The sequence below is a fragment of the Nocardioides currus genome (assembly GCF_003057875.1).
Taxonomy (GTDB): domain Bacteria; phylum Actinomycetota; class Actinomycetes; order Propionibacteriales; family Nocardioidaceae; genus Nocardioides; species Nocardioides currus.
On record NZ_PYXZ01000001.1, the window covers coordinates 886,010 to 904,196 of the forward strand.

Annotated in this window: 13 protein-coding genes; 7 read left to right on the forward strand and 6 right to left on the reverse strand. The window is 73.0% G+C overall.

Annotated elements, in window-relative coordinates:
- Window position 1 precedes the first annotated feature (1 nt).
- Genes C7S10_RS04270 through C7S10_RS04280 form a run of 3 tightly spaced genes read left to right on the forward strand, consistent with a single transcriptional unit; the run spans window position 2 to window position 5,719 of the window.
- Window positions 2–3,325: a UvrD-helicase domain-containing protein gene (locus C7S10_RS04270; protein WP_108343104.1), complete on the forward strand. Its 3,324-nt coding sequence runs from the start codon at window positions 2–4 to the stop codon at window positions 3,323–3,325.
- Window positions 3,322–5,073, forward strand: coding sequence for an exodeoxyribonuclease V subunit alpha (gene recD / locus C7S10_RS04275; protein WP_243395192.1), 1,752 nt, complete (start codon window positions 3,322–3,324; stop codon window positions 5,071–5,073). The genes C7S10_RS04270 and recD overlap by 4 nt, the downstream gene beginning before the upstream one ends.
- Window positions 5,074–5,119: 46 nt before the next feature.
- On the forward strand, window positions 5,120–5,719 hold the full coding sequence (locus tag C7S10_RS04280) for an ACT domain-containing protein (protein WP_108343105.1): 600 nt from the start codon (window positions 5,120–5,122) through the stop codon (window positions 5,717–5,719).
- Between the two features lie 27 nt (window positions 5,720–5,746).
- On the opposite strand, the gene C7S10_RS04285 is transcribed toward C7S10_RS04280, so the two are convergent.
- Window positions 5,747–6,187: a nitroreductase family deazaflavin-dependent oxidoreductase gene (locus tag C7S10_RS04285; RefSeq protein WP_108343106.1), complete on the reverse strand. Its 441-nt coding sequence runs from the start codon at window positions 6,185–6,187 to the stop codon at window positions 5,747–5,749.
- Between the two features lie 123 nt (window positions 6,188–6,310).
- Here C7S10_RS04285 and C7S10_RS04290 point away from each other — a divergent pair, with 123 nt between their 5' ends.
- The 3 genes from C7S10_RS04290 (at window position 6,311) to C7S10_RS04295 (ending at window position 8,161) form a co-directional block, all read left to right on the forward strand.
- On the forward strand, window positions 6,311–7,246 hold the full coding sequence (locus C7S10_RS04290) for a 1,4-dihydroxy-2-naphthoyl-CoA synthase (RefSeq protein ID WP_108343107.1): 936 nt from the start codon (window positions 6,311–6,313) through the stop codon (window positions 7,244–7,246).
- 89 nt (window positions 7,247–7,335) lie between these two features.
- On the forward strand, window positions 7,336–7,467 hold the full coding sequence (locus C7S10_RS22975) for a hypothetical protein (protein WP_279303154.1): 132 nt from the start codon (window positions 7,336–7,338) through the stop codon (window positions 7,465–7,467).
- Window position 7,468: 1 nt separating this feature from the next.
- The gene (locus C7S10_RS04295) at window positions 7,469–8,161 is read left to right on the forward strand and encodes an NAD-dependent deacylase (protein ID WP_207769217.1); all 693 of its coding nucleotides are present in this window, start codon (window positions 7,469–7,471) and stop codon (window positions 8,159–8,161) included.
- Between the two features lie 37 nt (window positions 8,162–8,198).
- Here the strand turns inward: C7S10_RS04295 and C7S10_RS04300 are convergent, their stop codons facing one another.
- Genes C7S10_RS04300 through C7S10_RS04310 form a run of 3 tightly spaced genes read right to left on the reverse strand, consistent with a single transcriptional unit; the run spans window position 8,199 to window position 11,233 of the window.
- Entirely contained in the window at window positions 8,199–9,239 is a 1,041-nt protein-coding gene (locus C7S10_RS04300; RefSeq protein WP_108343109.1) for a glutathione synthetase, read from the reverse strand.
- A gap of 37 nt (window positions 9,240–9,276) precedes the next feature.
- Window positions 9,277–10,434, reverse strand: a complete 1,158-nt coding sequence (locus C7S10_RS04305) for a peptidase MATCAP family protein (protein WP_108343326.1) — start codon at window positions 10,432–10,434, stop codon at window positions 9,277–9,279.
- On the reverse strand, window positions 10,427–11,233 hold the full coding sequence (locus C7S10_RS04310; protein WP_108343110.1) for an N-formylglutamate amidohydrolase: 807 nt from the start codon (window positions 11,231–11,233) through the stop codon (window positions 10,427–10,429). Before C7S10_RS04310 ends, C7S10_RS04305 begins: the two co-directional genes overlap by 8 nt.
- 171 nt (window positions 11,234–11,404) lie before the next feature.
- On the opposite strand from C7S10_RS04310, the gene C7S10_RS04315 reads away from it, so the two are divergent.
- A complete protein-coding gene (locus C7S10_RS04315; protein WP_108343111.1) occupies window positions 11,405–12,160 on the forward strand; it encodes a hypothetical protein in 756 nt (251 codons plus the stop codon).
- A gap of 1 nt (window position 12,161) precedes the next feature.
- Here the strand turns inward: C7S10_RS04315 and C7S10_RS04320 are convergent, their stop codons facing one another.
- Both C7S10_RS04320 and treY read right to left on the reverse strand, forming a co-directional pair.
- The gene (locus tag C7S10_RS04320) at window positions 12,162–13,988 is read right to left on the reverse strand and encodes a sensor histidine kinase (RefSeq protein WP_108343112.1); all 1,827 of its coding nucleotides are present in this window, start codon (window positions 13,986–13,988) and stop codon (window positions 12,162–12,164) included.
- Window positions 13,989–14,055: 67 nt separating this feature from the next.
- Entirely contained in the window at window positions 14,056–18,165 is a 4,110-nt protein-coding gene (treY, locus tag C7S10_RS22700; protein ID WP_108343113.1) for a malto-oligosyltrehalose synthase, read from the reverse strand.
- Window positions 18,166–18,187 lie beyond the last annotated feature (22 nt).

The following is an 18,187-nucleotide window of genomic DNA, read 5'->3' on the forward strand; positions in this document are numbered from 1 at the left end:
AGTGGACACCTTCGACATCACCCGCGACCTCGCGCCCGGCATCACCCTGCTCGAGGCCAGCGCCGGCACCGGCAAGACGTGGACGATCGCTGCCCTCGTCGCCAAGCACGTGGCGTCCGGCCAGGTCGGTCTCGACGAGATGCTCGTCGTCACCTTCACCCGCGCCGCCAGCCAGGAGCTGCGCGAGCGGGTGCGCGGCCAGCTCGACCAGGCCGTGCAGGTGCTGACCGACCCGACGACCCGCGAGCCCGGCAACCGCCTGCACGACTGGCTGCTCGACGCCGACCCCGCCGTGCTCGACACCCGGCGCGAGCGGCTGACCACCGCCCTCGTCGCCTTCGACGGCGCCACCATCGCGACCATCCACCAGTTCTGCCAGCTGGTGCTGCGCAGCCTGGGCGTCGCCGGCGACACCGACGCGGGCGCCACGCTGGTCGAGGACCTCGAGCAGCTGACGACCGAGGTCGTCGACGACCTCTACCTCGCCCGCTTCGGCGACCAGGAGAGCCCCGCCTGGACCCGCACCCAGGCGCTCGCGCTGGCCCGGGAGGTGGTCGGTGACCCGCGCGCGGTCATCGAGCCGGTCGCGGTGCTCGCCGAGGCGCCCGACTCCCCCGCCGCGACGCGCGTGCGGTTCGCGACCGAGGTCCTCGAGGAGGTCGAGCGCCGCAAGCGTCGACTCGGCATCCTCAGCTACGACGACCTCCTCAGCCAGCTCGCCGATGCGCTCCGGGAGGAGGACTCGCCGGCACGGGTGCGCATGCGCCGCCGCTGGAAGTTCGTGCTGATCGACGAGTTCCAGGACACCGACCCGGTCCAGTGGCAGGTCTTCCAGCGCGCCTTCGCCGACACGACCACCATGGTGCTGATCGGCGACCCCAAGCAGGCGATCTACGCCTTCCGGGGCGGCGACATCGTGACCTACCTCGAGGCCGCCGACGCCGCGAGCACCACCCAGACGCTGGGGGTCAACTGGCGCTCCGACCAGCAGCTGCTCGACCGGCTCCAGGCGGTGCTCCAGGGCGCGGCGCTCGGCGACCCGCGCATCGCCGTACACCCCGTCGAGGCGCACCACACCGAGTCGCGGCTCGAGGGTGCCGGTGAGCCGTTCCGGCTCCGGGTCGTACGCCGCCACGAGCTCGGCGCAGGTCCGCGCGCCAAGCCCGGTGTCGCCCAGTGGCGCGAGCACGTCATCGCCGACGCCGCCCACGACATCAAGCGGCTCATCCAGTGCCGCCCCACGTTCGACGGGCGCGAGCTGCTGCCCGGCGACATCGCCGTGCTCGCCGCCCGGCGCAGCGAGCTGGAGGCGACGCAGGAGGCGCTGCTGGCGATCGGCGTGCCGTCGGTCATCAACGCCGGCGGCTCGGTCTTCCACACCCCGGCGGCCGGCGAGTGGCTGACGCTGCTCGAGGCGCTGGAGCAGCCGCACCGCGCCGACCGGGTGCGCGCCGCCGCGCTCACCTCCTTCTTCCCGCACGACGCGGCGTCGCTCGACGCGGGCGGCGACGAGCTGACCGACGAGCTGGCCGAGCGCGTGCGGATGATGGCCGACGTCCTGACGACCCGCGGCGTGGCAGCGGTCCTCGAGGTGACCGTGGTCGCCGGGCTGACCGCTCGGGTGCTGGGCCGCGTGGGCGGCGAGCGGACCCTGACCGACCTGCGCCACATCGGGGAGTCACTCCACCGCGTCAGCGTCGAGGACCGGCTCGGCGTGGTCGGGCTTCTCAGCTGGCTGCGCGAGCAGGTCGCCGACGACAAGCTCGAGGTCGCCTCCGAACGGACCCGGCGGCTCGACTCCGACGCCGCCGCCGTGCAGCTGGTGACGATCCACGGGAGCAAGGGCCTGGAATATCCCGTCGTCTACCTCCCGACGCTGTGGAACCGCTACGTCGGCAACGACCCCGAGATCCCGCTCTTCCACGACGACGAGGGACGCCGGTGCCGCGACGTCGGGGGACGCAGCCCGTTCCACCGGCACTCCGTCGCACGCCACTGGCGCGAGGACGCCGGGGAGTCGCTGCGGCTGCTCTACGTCGCGCTGACGCGCGCCCAGTCGCAGGTCGTCGCGTGGTATGCACCCGCCGAGCGCAACACCCCGGCCTCCCCCCTGCACCGGATGCTGCTGGGGCGGCGGCCGCAGGGCGCCGACGTGCCCGACGAGCAGCCGCTCGTGGACGAGGACCGCCTGGTCGACATCCTCGGCCAGTGGGAGGCCGCGGGCGGCGCCGCCGTCGAGCTCGCCACCCTGACGCCGCCCGATGCGACCCCGCTGGAGCGATCGAGCGACGAGCTCGCCGTCCGGGCGTTCGACCGCTCGGTGGACACCGCGTGGCGTCGTACGTCCTACTCGTCCCTCTCGGCCGCCGGTGCGGCCCACGCCGACGCGGGCTCCTGGGCCGAGCCGCTGTCGGAGCCGGAGGACCCGCCCGAGATCGGCGACGCCCTCCTGCTGGCCGAGGACGACGCACCGGCGGACATCGAGCTGGCGGCGGTCCGTTCCCCGATGGCCGGGCTGCCGGTGGGCGCGACGTTCGGGTCGCTGGTCCACGCCGTCCTCGAGCACGCCGACCCCGCCGCGTCCGACTTCCGTGCCGAGCTGCTCGAGCACATCGCCGACCAGCTGGTCTGGTGGCCGGTCGACCTCGACCCGGACGAGCTCGCCGACGCCCTCGTCCAGGTCTGCACGAGCCCACTCGGCCCGCTGGCCGACGACCTCACCCTGCTCGACCTCCGCCTGCCCGACCGGCTGCGCGAGCTCGACTTCGAGCTGCCGCTGGCCGGCGGTGACGTCGCCGACTACCCGACGACCGCGGTCCGCCTCGGCGACCTCGCGCCGGTGCTGCGCCGCCACCTGCCCGCCGGCGACCCGGTGCTCTCCTACGCCGAGACGCTCGACCACGACGCGGACCTCGCCGACCAGCCGCTGCGCGGCTACCTCACCGGCTCGATCGACGTGGTCCTCCGCGTGGGTGACCGCTTCCTCACCGTCGACTACAAGACCAACTGGCTGGGCGACCTCGACGCGCCGTTGTCCGCCCACGACTACCGGCCGGCGGTCCTCGACGAGGCGATGGGCCACTCCGACTACCCGCTCCAGGCGCTGCTCTACACGGTGGTCCTGCACCGGTTCCTGCGGTGGCGACTGCCGACGTACGAGCCGGCGGCCCACCTCGGCGGCGTGCTCTACCTCTACCTCCGCGGCATGTGCGGCCCCGAGACGCCGCGCGTCGACGGCGCGCCGTGCGGGGTCTTCGCCTGGCGTCCGCCGGTCGCCCTCGTCGAGGAGCTGTCGGCCCTGCTGGACGGAGCGCTGGTCCCGTGAGCGACCTGTTCTCGCCGGTCGACGAGCACGACCGCGACCTCGCTCTCACCGCCCCGCCCGCCCTGCGCACGGCCAACGAGGCGGGCGTCCTGACGGCCGCCGACGTCCACGTCGCGACCACGCTGGGCCGGCTCGGGGGCGAGGGCGACCCCGACGTGCTGCTCGCCGTCGCCCTGGCGGCACGCGCCGTACGCCACGGGTCGGTGTGCCTGGAGCTCGCCGCCGTCGGCACCCAGCTCGACGACCTCGACCTGACTTGGCCCGACCTGGCGGCGTGGTCGGCGGCGATCGAGCGCAGCCCGCTGCTCGACGCCGGGGTGCTGCACTGGGAGCACGGCCTGCTCTACCTCGATCGCTACCACGAGCAGGAGAGCCAGGTCCTCGACGACCTGACCACCCGAGCGGCCACGACGCCGCCGACCGACCCCGACCTCCTGGCCCGGTCGCTGGCCCGGGTGTTCCCGGACGCGGGCTACGCCGAGCAGGTGGCCGCGTGCACGCACGCCGCCAGCCAGTGGACGACCGTCATCACCGGCGGGCCGGGCACGGGCAAGACCACGGCCGTGGCGGGGCTCCTGGTCGCCCTGCACGAGCAGGCGCAGGCTCGTGGCGAGCGGCTGCGGATCGCCATGGCGGCGCCGACGGGCAAGGCGGCCGCCCGCCTCGAGCAGGCCGTGCACGACAACGCGCGCGCCTTCGACCCGGCTGACCGCGCCCGGTTGGACGGGGTGGGCGCGATGACGCTGCACCGGCTGCTGAAGACCCACCCCGGCAACCGCACACGGTTCCGCCACCACCGCGGCAACCGGCTCCCCCACGACCTCGTCGTGGTCGACGAGACGTCGATGGTCTCGCTGACGATGATGGCCCGCCTGCTCGAGGCCGTGCGCCCCGACGCGCGCCTGGTCTTCGTCGGCGACCCCGACCAGCTCTCCTCGGTCGACGCGGGCGCCGTGCTCACCGACCTCGTGCGCGGCTTCGAGGACCGGTCCGACAGCCCGGTCGCCGCCCTGACCACGGCCCACCGCTACGGCGAGGAGATCGGCGCGCTCGCCCGGGCGCTGCGCGACGGCGACGCCGACGCGGCGATCGCGGCCCTCCGCGCGGGTCACGACCAGGTCGAGTGGATCACCGACGCCGACCCGGCCTCGGCGATCCGCGCGACGGCGCTGCCGGCGGCCCTCGCCGTCCGCGACGCTGCGGCCGCCGGCGACGGCACCCGTGCCCTGGCCGCCCTCGACCGGCACCGGTTGCTGTGCGCCCACCGGGACGGGCCCTTCGGGGTGCGGCACTGGAACCGGCGGGTCGAGCAGTGGCTGACCCAGGAAACGGGTGACCCGTTGCACGAGTCGGCCTACCTCGGGCGCCCGGTCCTGGTGAACGCCAACGACTACACGCTCGGGATCTTCAACGGTGACACCGGCGTCGTCCTCGACACCGCGGGCGGGCGGCGGGTGGCCGTCGCGTCCAGCGCCGGGGTGCTCGACCTGGCCCCGTCGCGGCTCGGCGACGTCGAGACGATGCACGCGATGACGATCCACAAGAGCCAGGGCAGCCAGGCCGACGTCGTGAGCGTGCTGCTGCCCGACGAGGACTCGCGGCTGCTGACGCGCGAGCTCTTCTACACCGCGGTCACCCGCGCCAGGCACAAGGTCCGGGTGATCGGCCCCGAGGCGGCCGTCCGGGCCGCGATCGCGCGGCAGGCCCAGCGCGCCAGCGGCCTGCGCGCCCGGCTGGCCGAGGGATGAGACGCGACGCAACACCAGCGCAACAAGCCACGACTAGCCTGTCGGGGTGCCCTTCCTCCTGCGTGTCTCGCTGCCCGACGTCCCGGGGTCGCTGGGTCGCGTCGCGACCGCGATCGGCCAGGCGGGTGGCGACATCGAGGCCATCGAGATCGTCGAGAAGTCGGGCGGCGGCGAGGCGGTCGACGACGTGCTCCTCGAGATGGCGCCGGGCGCCATGCCCGACTCCATCGTCTCGGCCTGCAACGCCCTCGACGGCGTCGAGGTGCTGTGGATCAGCCGCTACGCCGCTGGCGGCAACCTGTTCCTCGACCTCGAGGTGGTCGAGGAGCTGACGGCACACCCGGCCGAGGCGCTCGACCGCGTCCTCGACCTGCTGCCGGTCACCTTCCGCGTCGACTGGGCCGCCCGCGTCAAGCCCGACGGCACGGTGCGTCGCGCGACCGACGCCGCCCCGTCCGAGGTGGCGTGGATGGCGCTCGAGCGGCCGAGCCGGCTCCCCGACGACGACGTGACCCTGCTGTGCGGGGCGCCGCTCGGCAAGGACTCCGTCGTGCTCGGACGCCGTGGCGGACCGGAGTTCCTCGACTCCGAGCTCGCCCGGCTGGGGCACCTGCTCGGGCTCGCGCGCTCGATCAGCCGCGCCTGAGCCGCGACCGACCCAGGCGCAGCCGACTCAGACGCGCTCGAGCAGGAAGAGCGGGATCTCGCGCTCGGTCTTCTCCTGGTAGCTCGCGTAGGTCGGCCACGTGGCCACGGCGTGCTCCCACCAGTCGGCACGCTCCTCACCCTCGAGGACGCGGGCGGAGTAGTCGTGCTTCTCCGCCTTGTCCTGCACCTCGACCGTGGGGTGGGCCAGGAAGTTGGCGTACCACTCCGGGTTGTCGTCGGCGCCGCCCTTCGAGGCGACCGCGAGGTAGGCCCCGTCGCGCTCGACCCGCATCACCGGGTTCTTGCGCAGGTGGCCGGACTTGCGGCCGACCGAGGTCACGACGACGACGGGGTAGTTCGTGCCCGGCAGGTTGCCGCCCTTCTCGCCGTTGGACGCCTCGTACTCCTCGACGTTGTCGCGGACCCACTTGGTCGCGCTCGGGACATAGGTTCCGTTCAGTGCCATACCGCCCACAACACCACCCCGATCCAAGCCATTCCGGCGCTGGCTAGGCTCCCGACACATGAACACCCCACGACGTTCTTCTCCTCCGCTGCGCTCCCCCGGACAACGCCGCGGGGGCCCCGCGTGAGTGCGATCGACGGCGTGTCCGAGACGTTCGACCCCGCGGCCTGGGACGAGGTGCCCGGCTTCGAGGACCTCACCGACCTCACCTACCACCGGGCGAAGGCCCACGGCACCGTGCGGATCGCCTTCGACCGCCCCGACGTGCTCAACGCGTTCCGGCCGCACACGGTCGACGAGCTGCTGCGGGTCCTCGACCACGCCCGGATGTCGGCCGACGTCGGCTGCGTGCTGCTGACCGGCAACGGACCGAGCGCGAAGAACGGCAAGTGGGCCTTCTGCACCGGCGGCGACCAGCGCATCCGCGGCAAGGCGGGCTACCAGTACGAGACCGACGGACACACCGACGCCGGCGCGGAGCCCAACCCCATCGACAAGGCCAGGCTGGCCCGGCTCCACATCCTCGAGTGCCAGCGGCTGATCCGGTTCATGCCCAAGGTCGTCATCTGCGTCGTCCCCGGCTGGGCGGCCGGGGGCGGCCACAGCCTCCACGTCGTGGCCGACCTGACCCTCGCCAGCCGGGAGCACGCCCGCTTCAAGCAGACCGACGCCGACGTCGGCTCGTTCGACGGCGGCTACGGCTCGGCCTACCTCGCGCGCCAGGTCGGCCAGAAGTTCGCCCGCGAGATCTTCTTCCTCGCCGAGGAGTACGACGCCGAGGAGATGCACCGGATGGGCGCGGTCAACCGGGTGGTGGACCACGCCGACCTCGAGGCCACGGCGCTCGAGTGGGGCCGCAAGATCAACGGCAAGTCGCCGACCGCGCAGCGGATGCTGAAGTACTCCTTCAACCTCCTCGACGACGGCCTCGTCGGGCAGCAGCTCTTCGCCGGCGAGACCACCCGCCTGGCCTACATGACCGACGAGGCCCAGGAGGGCCGCGACCAGTTCCTGGAGAAGCGCGACCCCGACTGGTCGCCGTACCCCTGGTACTACTGACGTGCGGGGCAGTCGCTACCGGTCAGTCGGGTTGCCTCGAGCCCCGTGGGCCAACCCGACCGTCCGGTAGCGGCTGGGACACTGGGTGCGTGATCCGCGCCGACGATGTGATGCCGCTCGTGCTGGCCGCCCTGCCGTCCTTCGCCGGGACGTGGCACGAGATCACGTCGCACGAGACCCACGTCGGTGAGGACGGCGTCCGGGCGAAGGAGGGCGAGTGACGTGCGCATCGTCGTCCTGACCGGCGCGGGGGTGTCGGCCGAGAGCGGGCTGGCGACCTTCCGGGACGCGGGCGGGCTCTGGGAGGGCCACGACCCGATGGTCGTCGCGACCCCCGAGGCGTTCGCCGAGGACCCCGACCTCGTGCAGCGGTTCTACGACGAGCGACGGCAGGCGCTCGCGAGCGTGCGGCCCAACGCCGCCCACGAGGCGCTGGCCCGCCTCGAGGCCGCGCTGGGACGCGACCTCTACCTCGTGACGCAGAACATCGACGACCTGCACGAGCGGGCCGGGTCGACCCGGGTCCACCACATGCACGGGCGCCTGCGCGCCGCGTGGTGCACGGCCTGCGACGAGCGGGTCGAGTGGACGCAGGGGCTGGTCGGGCGACCCCCGTGCCCGGGATGCGGGTCGGCCAGCCTGCGCCCGGACGTGGTCTGGTTCGGCGAGGTGCCCTACGACATGGACGCCATCGAGGAGGCGCTGTGGGCGTGCGACCTCTTCGTCTCGATCGGCACGTCCGGGCTGGTCTACCCCGCCGCCGCGTTCGTCCACCACGCGATCGGCCACGGCAAGCGCACCCTCGAGCTCAACCTCGACGCCAGCGACGGCAGCAGCGACTTCCACGAGTCGCGGCGCGGTCCCGCCACCGCGCTGGTGCCGGCCTGGGTCGACGAGGTGCTCGCGGGTCGATGACCGGTTCGATCAGTCCACGGGCCCGCGAGCACCCGGCTCACGACGTGGCGAGGGTCCGGTTCTCGATCTCCGGGTAGTGCTGGCGCGTGTTCACCTTGCGCTCGAGGTCGGCGATGATCGCCGGCGCGAAGTTGGTCTCGTAGAGCGCCTGCGCGCTGCCGAGCCCGCCCGGGCTGAAGACGTTGATCTCCATCAGCTTGTCGCCGACGATGTCGAGCCCGACGAGGAACATGCCGTCGCTGACCAGCTTGGGTCGCACGATCTCGACCATCTGCAGCATCTCGTCGGTGACGGCGACCTTGGTGGCCTTGCCTCCCGCCGACATGTTGGAGCGGATGTCCTTGGTGGAGTTCGTGCGCCGGAAGGCGGCGTACGACCCGTTCACCATGAGCGGCTGCCCGTTCATCACGAACATCCGGACGTCACCCTTGGCGGCCTCGGGGAGGTACTCCTGCGCCACCACGTAGCCGTCGCGGGAGATCGCCTCGATGATCTGCTTGAGGTTGGGCCCTTCCTTGCGGTCGACGAGGAAGACGCCGGCGCCGCCGGAGCCCTGCAGCGGCTTGAGCACCGCCTTGCCGCCGAGGTCCTTGATGAACTCCTCGATCATCGCCTCGTCGCGCGAGATCAGCGTCCGGGGCCGCACGATCTCCGGGAAGTGCTGGAAGTAGGCCTTGGACAACGCGTTGGCCAGGCTCGTCGGGTCGTTGACCACGAGCACCCCGGACGAGGCGATCAGCTGGCCGAAGGCGACGCCGGCGTTGTTGCGCCACGGGTCGGTCTCCGCGTCGTCGGCCGGGTCGTTGCGCAGCATCACCACGTCGAACTCGTCCATCCCGATCAGCTGCTCGACGTCGGGCTTCTTGACGTCGGACAGGTGGCGCTCGAGGGAGCGATAGGTCTTGGCGTGACCGGCGCGGGCCTTGGTGCTCAGCGACCCGTCGGGCTCGTAGGCGAAGTCGCCGATGCCCATGTACCACGCCTCGTGGCCCATCTCCTTGGCGGCCATGGCCAGCCGGTTGGTGGTGTACTCGGCCTTTTCCGTCTCGATGTCGTTGACGACGAATCCGATCTTCAACGTGCTCCCTCTCCGTGGGTGGTGCGGTCTGTGTGTGTCACGCCAGCAGGCGCTCGAGCCCCTCGACCGTCGCGGCGCGCTCGATGCGCTGCCTCGCCTGCGGGTCGTCGAGGTAGCGCGGACGGATCCGCGCCGGTCTCACCAGCCCGCGCTCGGCCAGGTCGGCGACGAGCGGCAGGTCCCCCAGCGCGAACTTGCCGCGCCAGAGCAGCTCGAGGTCGCCCCCTCCGGCGACGTGCTCGAGCAGGTCGACGAGGCCGCGCAGGTAGATCGCGTCCTTGGTCATGCCGCCGGAGCGGTAGACCCGCATCACGGTGGTGAAGGCACTCCCCTCGGGGAACCCCGCGGCCACGAGGGCGGCGTGCGCCTCGGCGAAGTCGGCACCCGCGACGAGCCGGTGCACGGTCACGACCCGGCCGGCGAGCTGGCGCAGGCGGAAGGCGGTCAGCCCCCCGCACGCGACCTCCGCCAGGACGGCGAGGCCCTCCTGCGTCTCGTCGTAGCCGGCGAGGCCGGCCCCGAGCACCTTGAACGGCTGGGCCGTCCCGTTGACCTGGGTCACCAGGTGCGTGCCGACCTCGTGGTGCAGCAGTCCCTCGGCGCGCACGCGCTGCACCGTTGAGTCGGGCCCGATGAGCAGCGTGTCACCCGAGACCATGACGCCGTTGACGTCGGGGCGGACCTCGGCGTGCATCTCGATGTCGGGGTCCTGCTCGCGGTAGTGGGCGATCTCGGCGATCGCGAGCTGGAGGAACTCCTCCGCGTCGAGCGACTCGCCCGGGCCCTCCGCGCCGGGCACGGCGACCAGCAGCGCCTCGGCCTGCTCGCGCAGCGTGGGCGACACACCGCCGTACAGCTCGATCGAGAGGCCGAGGAAATCGGCCGTGTCGCGAGCACGCAGCATCTCGAGCTGCAGCTCCATCTCCCGGTGCTTGGCCCGGAGCAGGTGCGCCAGCGTCGGGTCCTCCACCGAGGACACGTCGATCGCCGCGAGCTGCTCGGCGGCGACGTCCGGCTCGACCTCGAGGGTGCGGTAGGTGAACTCGGGCTCGGCGGTGTCGCCGGCGAGGAACTCGTCGCGCACGTCGTCGGCGTCGACGGGCGTGACCTCCAGCAGGAAGCGCATGCTGGCCGACAGCTGCGCCAGGGCGTGGTCGACCGCCCGGTCGGCCGGGCTCGGCGCGGGATCACCCATCGAGTCGGCCCAGCTCCTCCGCCAGCCCCGGGAGGGCGGCGGCGAGCGCCAGGCGCGCACGCTCGAGCGCGGTCTCGTCCACGTCGCCGGTCCACTCGTCCATGAAGGTCTTCTTGAACTCGAGTGCGAGGACGCACCCGAGGCGGGGGTAGCGATCGTGCACGAACCACGCGATGTTGCGGCCCTCGAAGGCGACGTTCTCCCGGGCGTCCACGGGACCCGCGGCGAGGTCGCCGGCCCGCAGGTCGGACAGGAAGCGGGCGACCAGCGGCTCGAACAGGTCGTGGTCGACGCTGCCGGTGCCGACGTTGACCTCGGGGTTGTCGGCCACCGGCGCGGGCGGCGCCTGGGCCCCGTCGCGACGGTGGTTGTAGGAGTGCACGTCGAGGAGCACGAACGGCCCACGCTCGGCGACGCGGTCGAGCCGCTCGCCGAGGGCATCGTAGAAGGCGTCGTACGTCGCGAGGCTGCCCTCGAACTGGGCGTCGGGGAGCTCGGCGTCGCGCCAGACCTTCAGCCCCCAGCAGTCGTCGGGGGTGCGGTAGACCGCCTCGCGGCGAGGTCGGTTGAGGTCGCACTCGAACCGCGAGCGGTGGGTCACCACGCGGTCGGGCACGACCGCCGCGATCCGGTCGGTGTGGGGGTCCTCCTCGCGGTAGCGCTCCGCCTCGTCGAGGACCATCAGGTCGGCGAGGTCGGGGCGGACGTCGTGACCGGCGTGGACGGAGGTGGCGACCACCTGTCCCTGCCAGTCACCGACGAACTCCACGATCCGGTCGGCTGCTCCCTGGTCTCCCATGCGCCCCTGCCTACCCGGTCACGGTGCGGGCACGCAACAGCCCTGGGGCGGGTAGACCAGCCGTCAGTGGTTGCTGTAGTGGGGCCCGCCCACCGCTCCGGTCGCGGCGGTCCTCACACTTTCGCCGAACGCCGGAAACGCGCCGCGGAACCTGATGGACTGGGCGACGCCATGAACGTCATCGCCTCCAGCCGGACCATCGCCTTCGTCGGCACCGCCCTCGTCGGCACCGCCCTGCTCACCTCCTGCGGGAGCACCACGACTCCTGACGACCCCTTCCTCGACCAGAGCCCGCGCGCCATCACCCGGACCGCGATGGCCGCGATGGACGACGTGACGTCAGTGCGGCTGCTGGGCACGTTGCACACCGACCGCGGCCGCGTGCGCATCGACGTCCGGGTCGACGACGGAGGCCGGTGCGCCGGCAGCTTCGACGGCGACCGGGGCGGCGCACGGTTCGTCAGCTCCGACGACGGCACCTGGGCCCAGCCCGACGAGACGTTCTGGCGCACGTCGACGGCAACGTCGCGCGAGGCCGAGAAGGTGATGCGCGAGGTCGGCACGTCGTGGGTCAGCCTCGCCGACGGCGCGGTCGACGTCGACGAGCTGTGCGGGACGAAGGCGATCCTGGGTGGCTTCAAGGGCCGCAAGGACGGCGGCGAGGGCCGCCTCAGCAAGGGAGACGTCGAGCTGGTCGGCGACACGCAGGCCGTCGCCGTACGCGCGAAGGGTCGCGGTCAGGCCGCGACCATGTGGGTCGAGGTGGAGGAGCCCCACCGGGTCGTGAAGATCATCTCCCGCGACCACGGCCGACCGCAGAGCATCTCCTTCGAGGAGTTCGGCACCGAGGTCACCGCCGAGGCCCCGCCCGCGGACGAGGTCCTCGACATGACGGCGTACGGCGCAGGCGGCACGCCGAGGCGCTGACTCACCAGGTCGTGGTCAGCGACTCGGGCGCCGCCTGCGGGACGACCAGCCGGAACGTTGCTCCCGCGCCGCGGGCCGACTCGACCGTGATGGTGCCACCGTGTCGGACCGCGACCTGGCGGGCGATCGTCAGCCCGAGCCCGTAGCCCGACCGCGACAGGGCCGCCGGGTCGTCGGAGCGGAAGAACTCACCGAACAGCCGACCCTGGTCGGTCGAGGAGATGCCGATCCCGTGGTCACGCACGCTCAGCTCGACCTGCTGGTCGTCGCCGCGGAGCTCGACCTCGACGGTGCCACCGAGGTGCGAGAACTTCACGGCGTTGTCGAGCAGGCCGCCGATGCACCGGGAGAGCTCGAGCGGGTGGCCGTGGACGTGGCAGGTCCCGACCACCGTCTGCACGATCCGGACGTCACGGTGCGCGGCCATCGGCCGCACCGCCTCGACCGCCTCGGCGGCCAGCTCGGCCAGGTCGAGGGTCGCCTCGCTGACCGCGCCGGTGGAGTCGGCCAGCCGGGAGACCAGGGCGAGGTCCTGCGCCAGGCTCGTGAGCCGGGCGGTGTTGCGGATCATCGGGACCACCGAGCGACGGGCGTCCTCGGGGAGCTCCATCGCGTCGAGGAGCTCGAGGTGGCCGGCCACCAGGGCGAGGGGGTTCTGCAGCTCGCGGGCGACCAGGTCGATCAGGCTGCGGCGGTGGTCCCCCACCTCGCGGAGCTGGTCCATCACGGCGTGCTCGCGCTCGTTGGCCTGGGCGTTGAGGATGGCCCGGCCCAGGTCGTGCGCGACGTCGAGGGCGGCCGAGCTCTCGTCGTCGGTCCACCGGGGACCGTCCGCGTCGCGTGCCACGGCCAGCATCCCGAGCGCCGTCGCACCAGCGCCGACGGGCACCAGGACGACCTCGCGCAGCCCGCGCTCGGTCACGTGCGGGGTCAGCGAGTCGCGGTAGTGCTCGTCGAGGACGTCGTCGCCCCACACGCGCTCGGAGTCGATGATCAGGACCTCCTGGCGCGCCCAGGCGTCGGTCATCGCGGCCCTCATCGCCGCCCGGACGCCGTACGACAGGTCGAAGCCGCTGCCGGGCGCGAACGGGATGATCAGCTCGCCGTCGAAGGAGTCGAGGGTGGCGATCCAGATGCCGTGCGCCCGGAAGGGCTCGCGGAACTCCTCGCGCATCGTGCTGAGCAGCTCGCGCAGGTCGGCGCTCGGTGACGCCGACCTGACCACGGCCCGGGTGGCGCTCGAGATCCTGATGCGCTGGGCGAACTCCTCGCGCTCGATCTGGACGAGGGCGAGGTGGAGCGCCGGACGGATCACCCGGTCGAGCTCGACGAGGTCGGCCGCGGACGGTCGCTTCCCGTCCAGCGGGTTGTCGAGGTAGATGAGGCCACGCAGCCGGTCCTCGTCGTCGCGGACCTCCGCGATCAGCATGTCCTCCCGGTGCCACCGGCTCCGGTCCTCGTGCCGCGCGATGTCGGGGAAGACGCTGTAGGGCGCGAGGTTCTCGAACGCCTCACGCGTCATGTCCTCGGCGCGGAGGAAGCGCAGCGCGCCCGTCACGACACCCTGGTCGAGGGCGGGATACATCGCCGAGAGCGGGGACCCGGTCCCGTCGCGCTCGCTGCGCGTGACCGGGTTGTCGGTGGCGATCGCCACGAACTCGAGCATCCCGTCGCCGCGCAGCACCTCGATCGCGCAGGACTCGAAGCCGCCCAGGACCCGCAGGCGCTCGGCGATCGCCGCCATCGACGTCCGGGCGGCGACGTCGCCCCAGCCGTGCCGGCGCGGCCGGACGAGGTCGGTGGCCGAGATCGGCCCCTGACTGGTCATCTCGCCCCCTTCCTTCCCGCCCACGATCCCACGCCCGCAGCGGCCCGACAGCCGAACGGCGCAGGCTTTACCGCGTCCGCCGCAGCAGCGCTCCCGCGTGCGGGGGCAGCGCCAGCCCGTCGGCGGCCACCGTCGCCCCGGCCGGGGTCGCGAAGAGCACCTCGTGCTCGCCCGCCAGCGGCACCTCGGCCGGCTCGCTGCCGACGTTGACGACGACACTGACCGACCCGCGGCGCATCACCAGCGTGCGCGCCTCCTCGTCGACGTCCACCTCGACGCGACGCAGGTCGGGGTCCGTGAGCTCCGGGACCTCACGGCGCAGCGTCGCGAGGCGGCGGTAGACGTCGAGCAGCACGGCGTGGCGCCCGGTGCCGACCTCGTCCCACGCGAGCTTGGACCGGTCGTACGTCGCCGGGTCCTGCGGGTCCGGGACCACGGCCGGGTCCCAGCCCATCCGCTCGAACTCGCTCAGGCGTCCGGTGGCCGTCGCCTCGCCCAGGTCGGGCTCGGGGTGGGAGGTGAAGAACGCGAACGGCGTGGAGGCCGCCCACTCCTCGCCCTGGAAGAGCATCGGCGTGAAGGGGGACGCCAGCGTGAGGAGCGCGGCGCAGGCGAGCTGGTCGTCGTCGAGGGCCTCGGTGACCCGGTCGCCGCGGGCGCGGTTGCCGATCTGGTCGTGGTTCTGGCTCGCCACCACGAGCCGCCACCCGGGCATCCTCTCCACGTCGACCGGCACGCCGTGCTGGCGGTTGCGGAACGAGCTGAACGTGCCGTCGTGGAAGAACCCGCGGGTCAGCACCTTGCCCAGCGCGGACAGGGGCTCGAAGTCGGCGTAGTAGCCGTCGGTCTCCCCGGTCAGGGCGACGTGCACGGCGTGGTGGAAGTCGTCGCTCCACTGGGCGTCGAGCCCGTAGCCGCCGGCCTCGCGCGGCGTCACGAGGTGCGGGTCGTTGAGGTCCGACTCCGCGATCAGGGTCAGCGGTCGCCGCTGGTGGGCGGAGAGGGCGGCCACCTCGGTGGCCATCTCCTCCAGGAGGTGGACCGGGGACTCGTCGGAGAGGGCGTGCACCGCGTCGAGCCGCAGCCCGTCGACGTGCATGTCGGTGAACCACATGCGCACGCTGTCGAGGATCAGCCGCCGCACCTCGTGGCTGTCCTCCCCGTCGAGGTTGACCAGGTCGCCCCACGTGTTGGAACCCTGCTTGAGGTAGGGCCCGAAGACCGGCAGGTAGTTGCCCGACGGCCCGAGGTGGTTGTGCACGACGTCCTGGATGACCCCGAGGCCGGCCGCGTGGCAGCCGTCGACAAAGCGCTGGTAGGCCGCGGGACCGCCGTACTGCTCGTGCACGGCCGACCACAGGACGCCGTCGTAGCCCCAGTTGTGGGTGCCGTTGAACGCGTTGACCGGCATCAGCTCGACGAGGTCCACGCCGATCGAGCGCAGGTGGTCGAGCTTGCCGAGCGCGGCGTCGAGCGTGCCCTCGGGGGTGAAGGTGCCGACGTGGAGCTCGTAGATCACCGATCCCCCGAGCTGGCGCCCGGTCCAGTCGTCGTCGCTCCACGCGTGGGCGGTGGCGTCGAAGGTGCGGGAGAGGCCGTGCACCCCGTCGGGCTGGCGGCGCGAGCGCGGGTCGGGCAGCGGCGTCTCGGAGTCGTCGACGAGGTAGCCGTAGTCGACCTCGCCGGTGGGCACCGGTCCCTCCGGCGTCCACCAGTCGTCGGCGCGGCGCGTCATCGGCACCCGCTTGCCGCCAACCTGGAGGGTCAGCGACGTGGCGCGCGGAGCCCAGACGTCGAAGCGGTCGTGGACCGCCTCCAGCGGCGCCGAGCTCCGCAGGAGCAGCGCGGCGGGCAGGTCGGCGAGCACGTCGCCGACAGGGGCGTCGCCGGAGAACGGCCGGCCGGAGACGGCGTCGACCCACTCGCCGGCCGGCAGGGCGACGGTGGTCTCGCCCCAGCCGCCGCGCGCGGCGAGACCGAGCGGGAGGCGGGTGGCCACGGTCACGGCACCACCGCGGTCGAACGCGACCGCGTGCTCGCTCGCCTCGCCGGTGACCTCGACGGGGGCGTAGGACTCGAAGAGCTCCGGCCGGTCGCGACGGGCCAGCAGGCCGGCGCGGGTGAGCAGCAGCTTGGCCGCCCCCGGGTCGTCGACGCCGCCGGCCAGCCCCGGCCGGGCGCCGCCCGCGACCTCGTCGAGCAGGCTGCGGCGTACGTCGAAGTCGACCGGTCGCCGGTTGTCGGGGTCGACCAGGCTCTGCTCCCACAGCTCACTGCCCTGGTAGACGTCGGGCACGCCGGGCATCGTGATCGCGAGGAGCTTGGCGCCCAGGGCGTTGCTCCAGCCCGCCTCGGCGACGGCAGCGAGCACCTCGTCGACGACGGCGCGCACGTCGGGGCGGTCGAGCGCCGCGTCGACCGCCGCGTGCACGGCCGCCTCGTAGTCCTCGTCGGGTGCGGTCCAGGTCGTGCGGTCGCCGGCCTCGCGCATCGCCTTCTCGGCGTATCCGTGCAGCCGCTCGCGCCAGTCGCCGTCGAGGCCGGACGCGGGCCAGGCGCCCACGATCGCCTGCCAGAGCAGGTTGCCGAAGCCGGCGTCGGGCAGCGGGACGAGGTCCAGCAGCCGGTCGAGGGCGTCGGCCCAGAGGTCGGGCACCTCGGCCAGCGCCGTGATCCGGGCGCGGACGTCCTCGCCGCGCTTGGTGTCGTGGGTCGACAGCGCCGTCATCGCGTGCGGCCAGTCGCGCTGGCGGGCAGACATGGCGTCGTGCCAGTCGTCGAGGGTGATGCTGAAGACGGACGGGTCGGCGCCGACCTCGTTGAGCGACGTGAGCCGCGACCAACGGTAGAACGAGCAGTCCTCAACGCCCTTCGCCATCACCATGCCCGAGGTCTGCTGGAAGCGGAGGGCGGGCGGCTGCTGCGGGTCCGACAGCACCGGCTGGAGCACGTCGAGGGTGGTGGCCAGGTCGGGACGCAGCTCGCGGGCGAGGGCGAACGCCTCGTCGAGGTGCTCACGCCCGCCGGGCAGGTAGGAGCGGTAGACCGGGAAGCAGGCGACGAGCTCGCCGACCGCGTCCTCGGTGTCAGCAGGCGCGTCCGGGATCGCGACCCGCAGCTCGCGCCCGATGCGCAGCACCTCCGAGCGCAGGATGCCGTCGGCCACGGCGCGCTTGTTGTCGTGGACCATCGCGGCCCAGTCGACGGGCCCGCCTCGCAGCCGCTCGTCGAGGGCGCCGAGCGCCTCGGCCGCCGTGGGGTCGGTGAGGACGCGGTCGACCAGCGCCATGGCGTCGTAGCCCGTGGTGCCCGAGGTGGGCCAGTCCGACGGGAGCTCCTCACCGGGCTCCAGGATCTTCTCGACGAGGACGTAGGCGTCGCCGGTCAGGTCGGCGAGGTCGCGGAGGTAGCCCTCCGGGTCCCGGAGCCCGTCGGGGTGATCGACGCGGAGGCCGTCGACGAGGCCCTCGCTGAACCAGCGGGCGATCTCGTCGTGCGAGCGGTCGAACCACTCGCGGTCCTCCACCCGGATCGCCGCGAGGCTGTTGACGGCGAAGAAGCGGCGGTAGTTGAGGCCGGCGTCGGCGAGGCGCCACGAGACCAGCTCGTAGTGCTGGCGGCGGTGCACCTCGTCGGCGTCGGCCCCGCCGTCGTGGAAGTCGTCGGCGCTGCCGGGAGCCAGCGGGAAGGCGTGGTCGTGGTAGAGCAGCTGGCCGGCCTCGACCGACAGGTGCGCGATGGCGCCGCCGTCGAGCAGGTCGTCGTCGCCGACCACCGGGATGCGCACCCGACCGCCCCCCGCGGCCCAGTCGATGTCGAACGCGTCGGCGAAGTCGGAGGCCTGGCCGTGGGTCAGCACCGACCACCACCACGCGTTGTCGCTGGCGGAGGCGACCCCCACGTGGTTGGGCACGATGTCGACGAGCACGCCCATCCCGAGCCGGTGCGCCTCGGCCGAGACCGCCGACAGCCCGGACACCCCGCCCCTGGCCGCGTCGATGCGGCCGTGGTCGGAGACGTCGTAGCCGTGGTTGCTGTGCGCCTCGGCCGCGAGCAGCGGCGAGAGGTAGACCCAGTCCACGCCCAGGTCGTGGAGGTAGGGCAGCACGTGCGCCGCCGCGTGCAGGTCGAAGTCCTCGGTGATCTGGAGCCGGTAGGTGCTGACGGGCGTGCGCATGGTGCCTCTCGCTGGTGGGTCG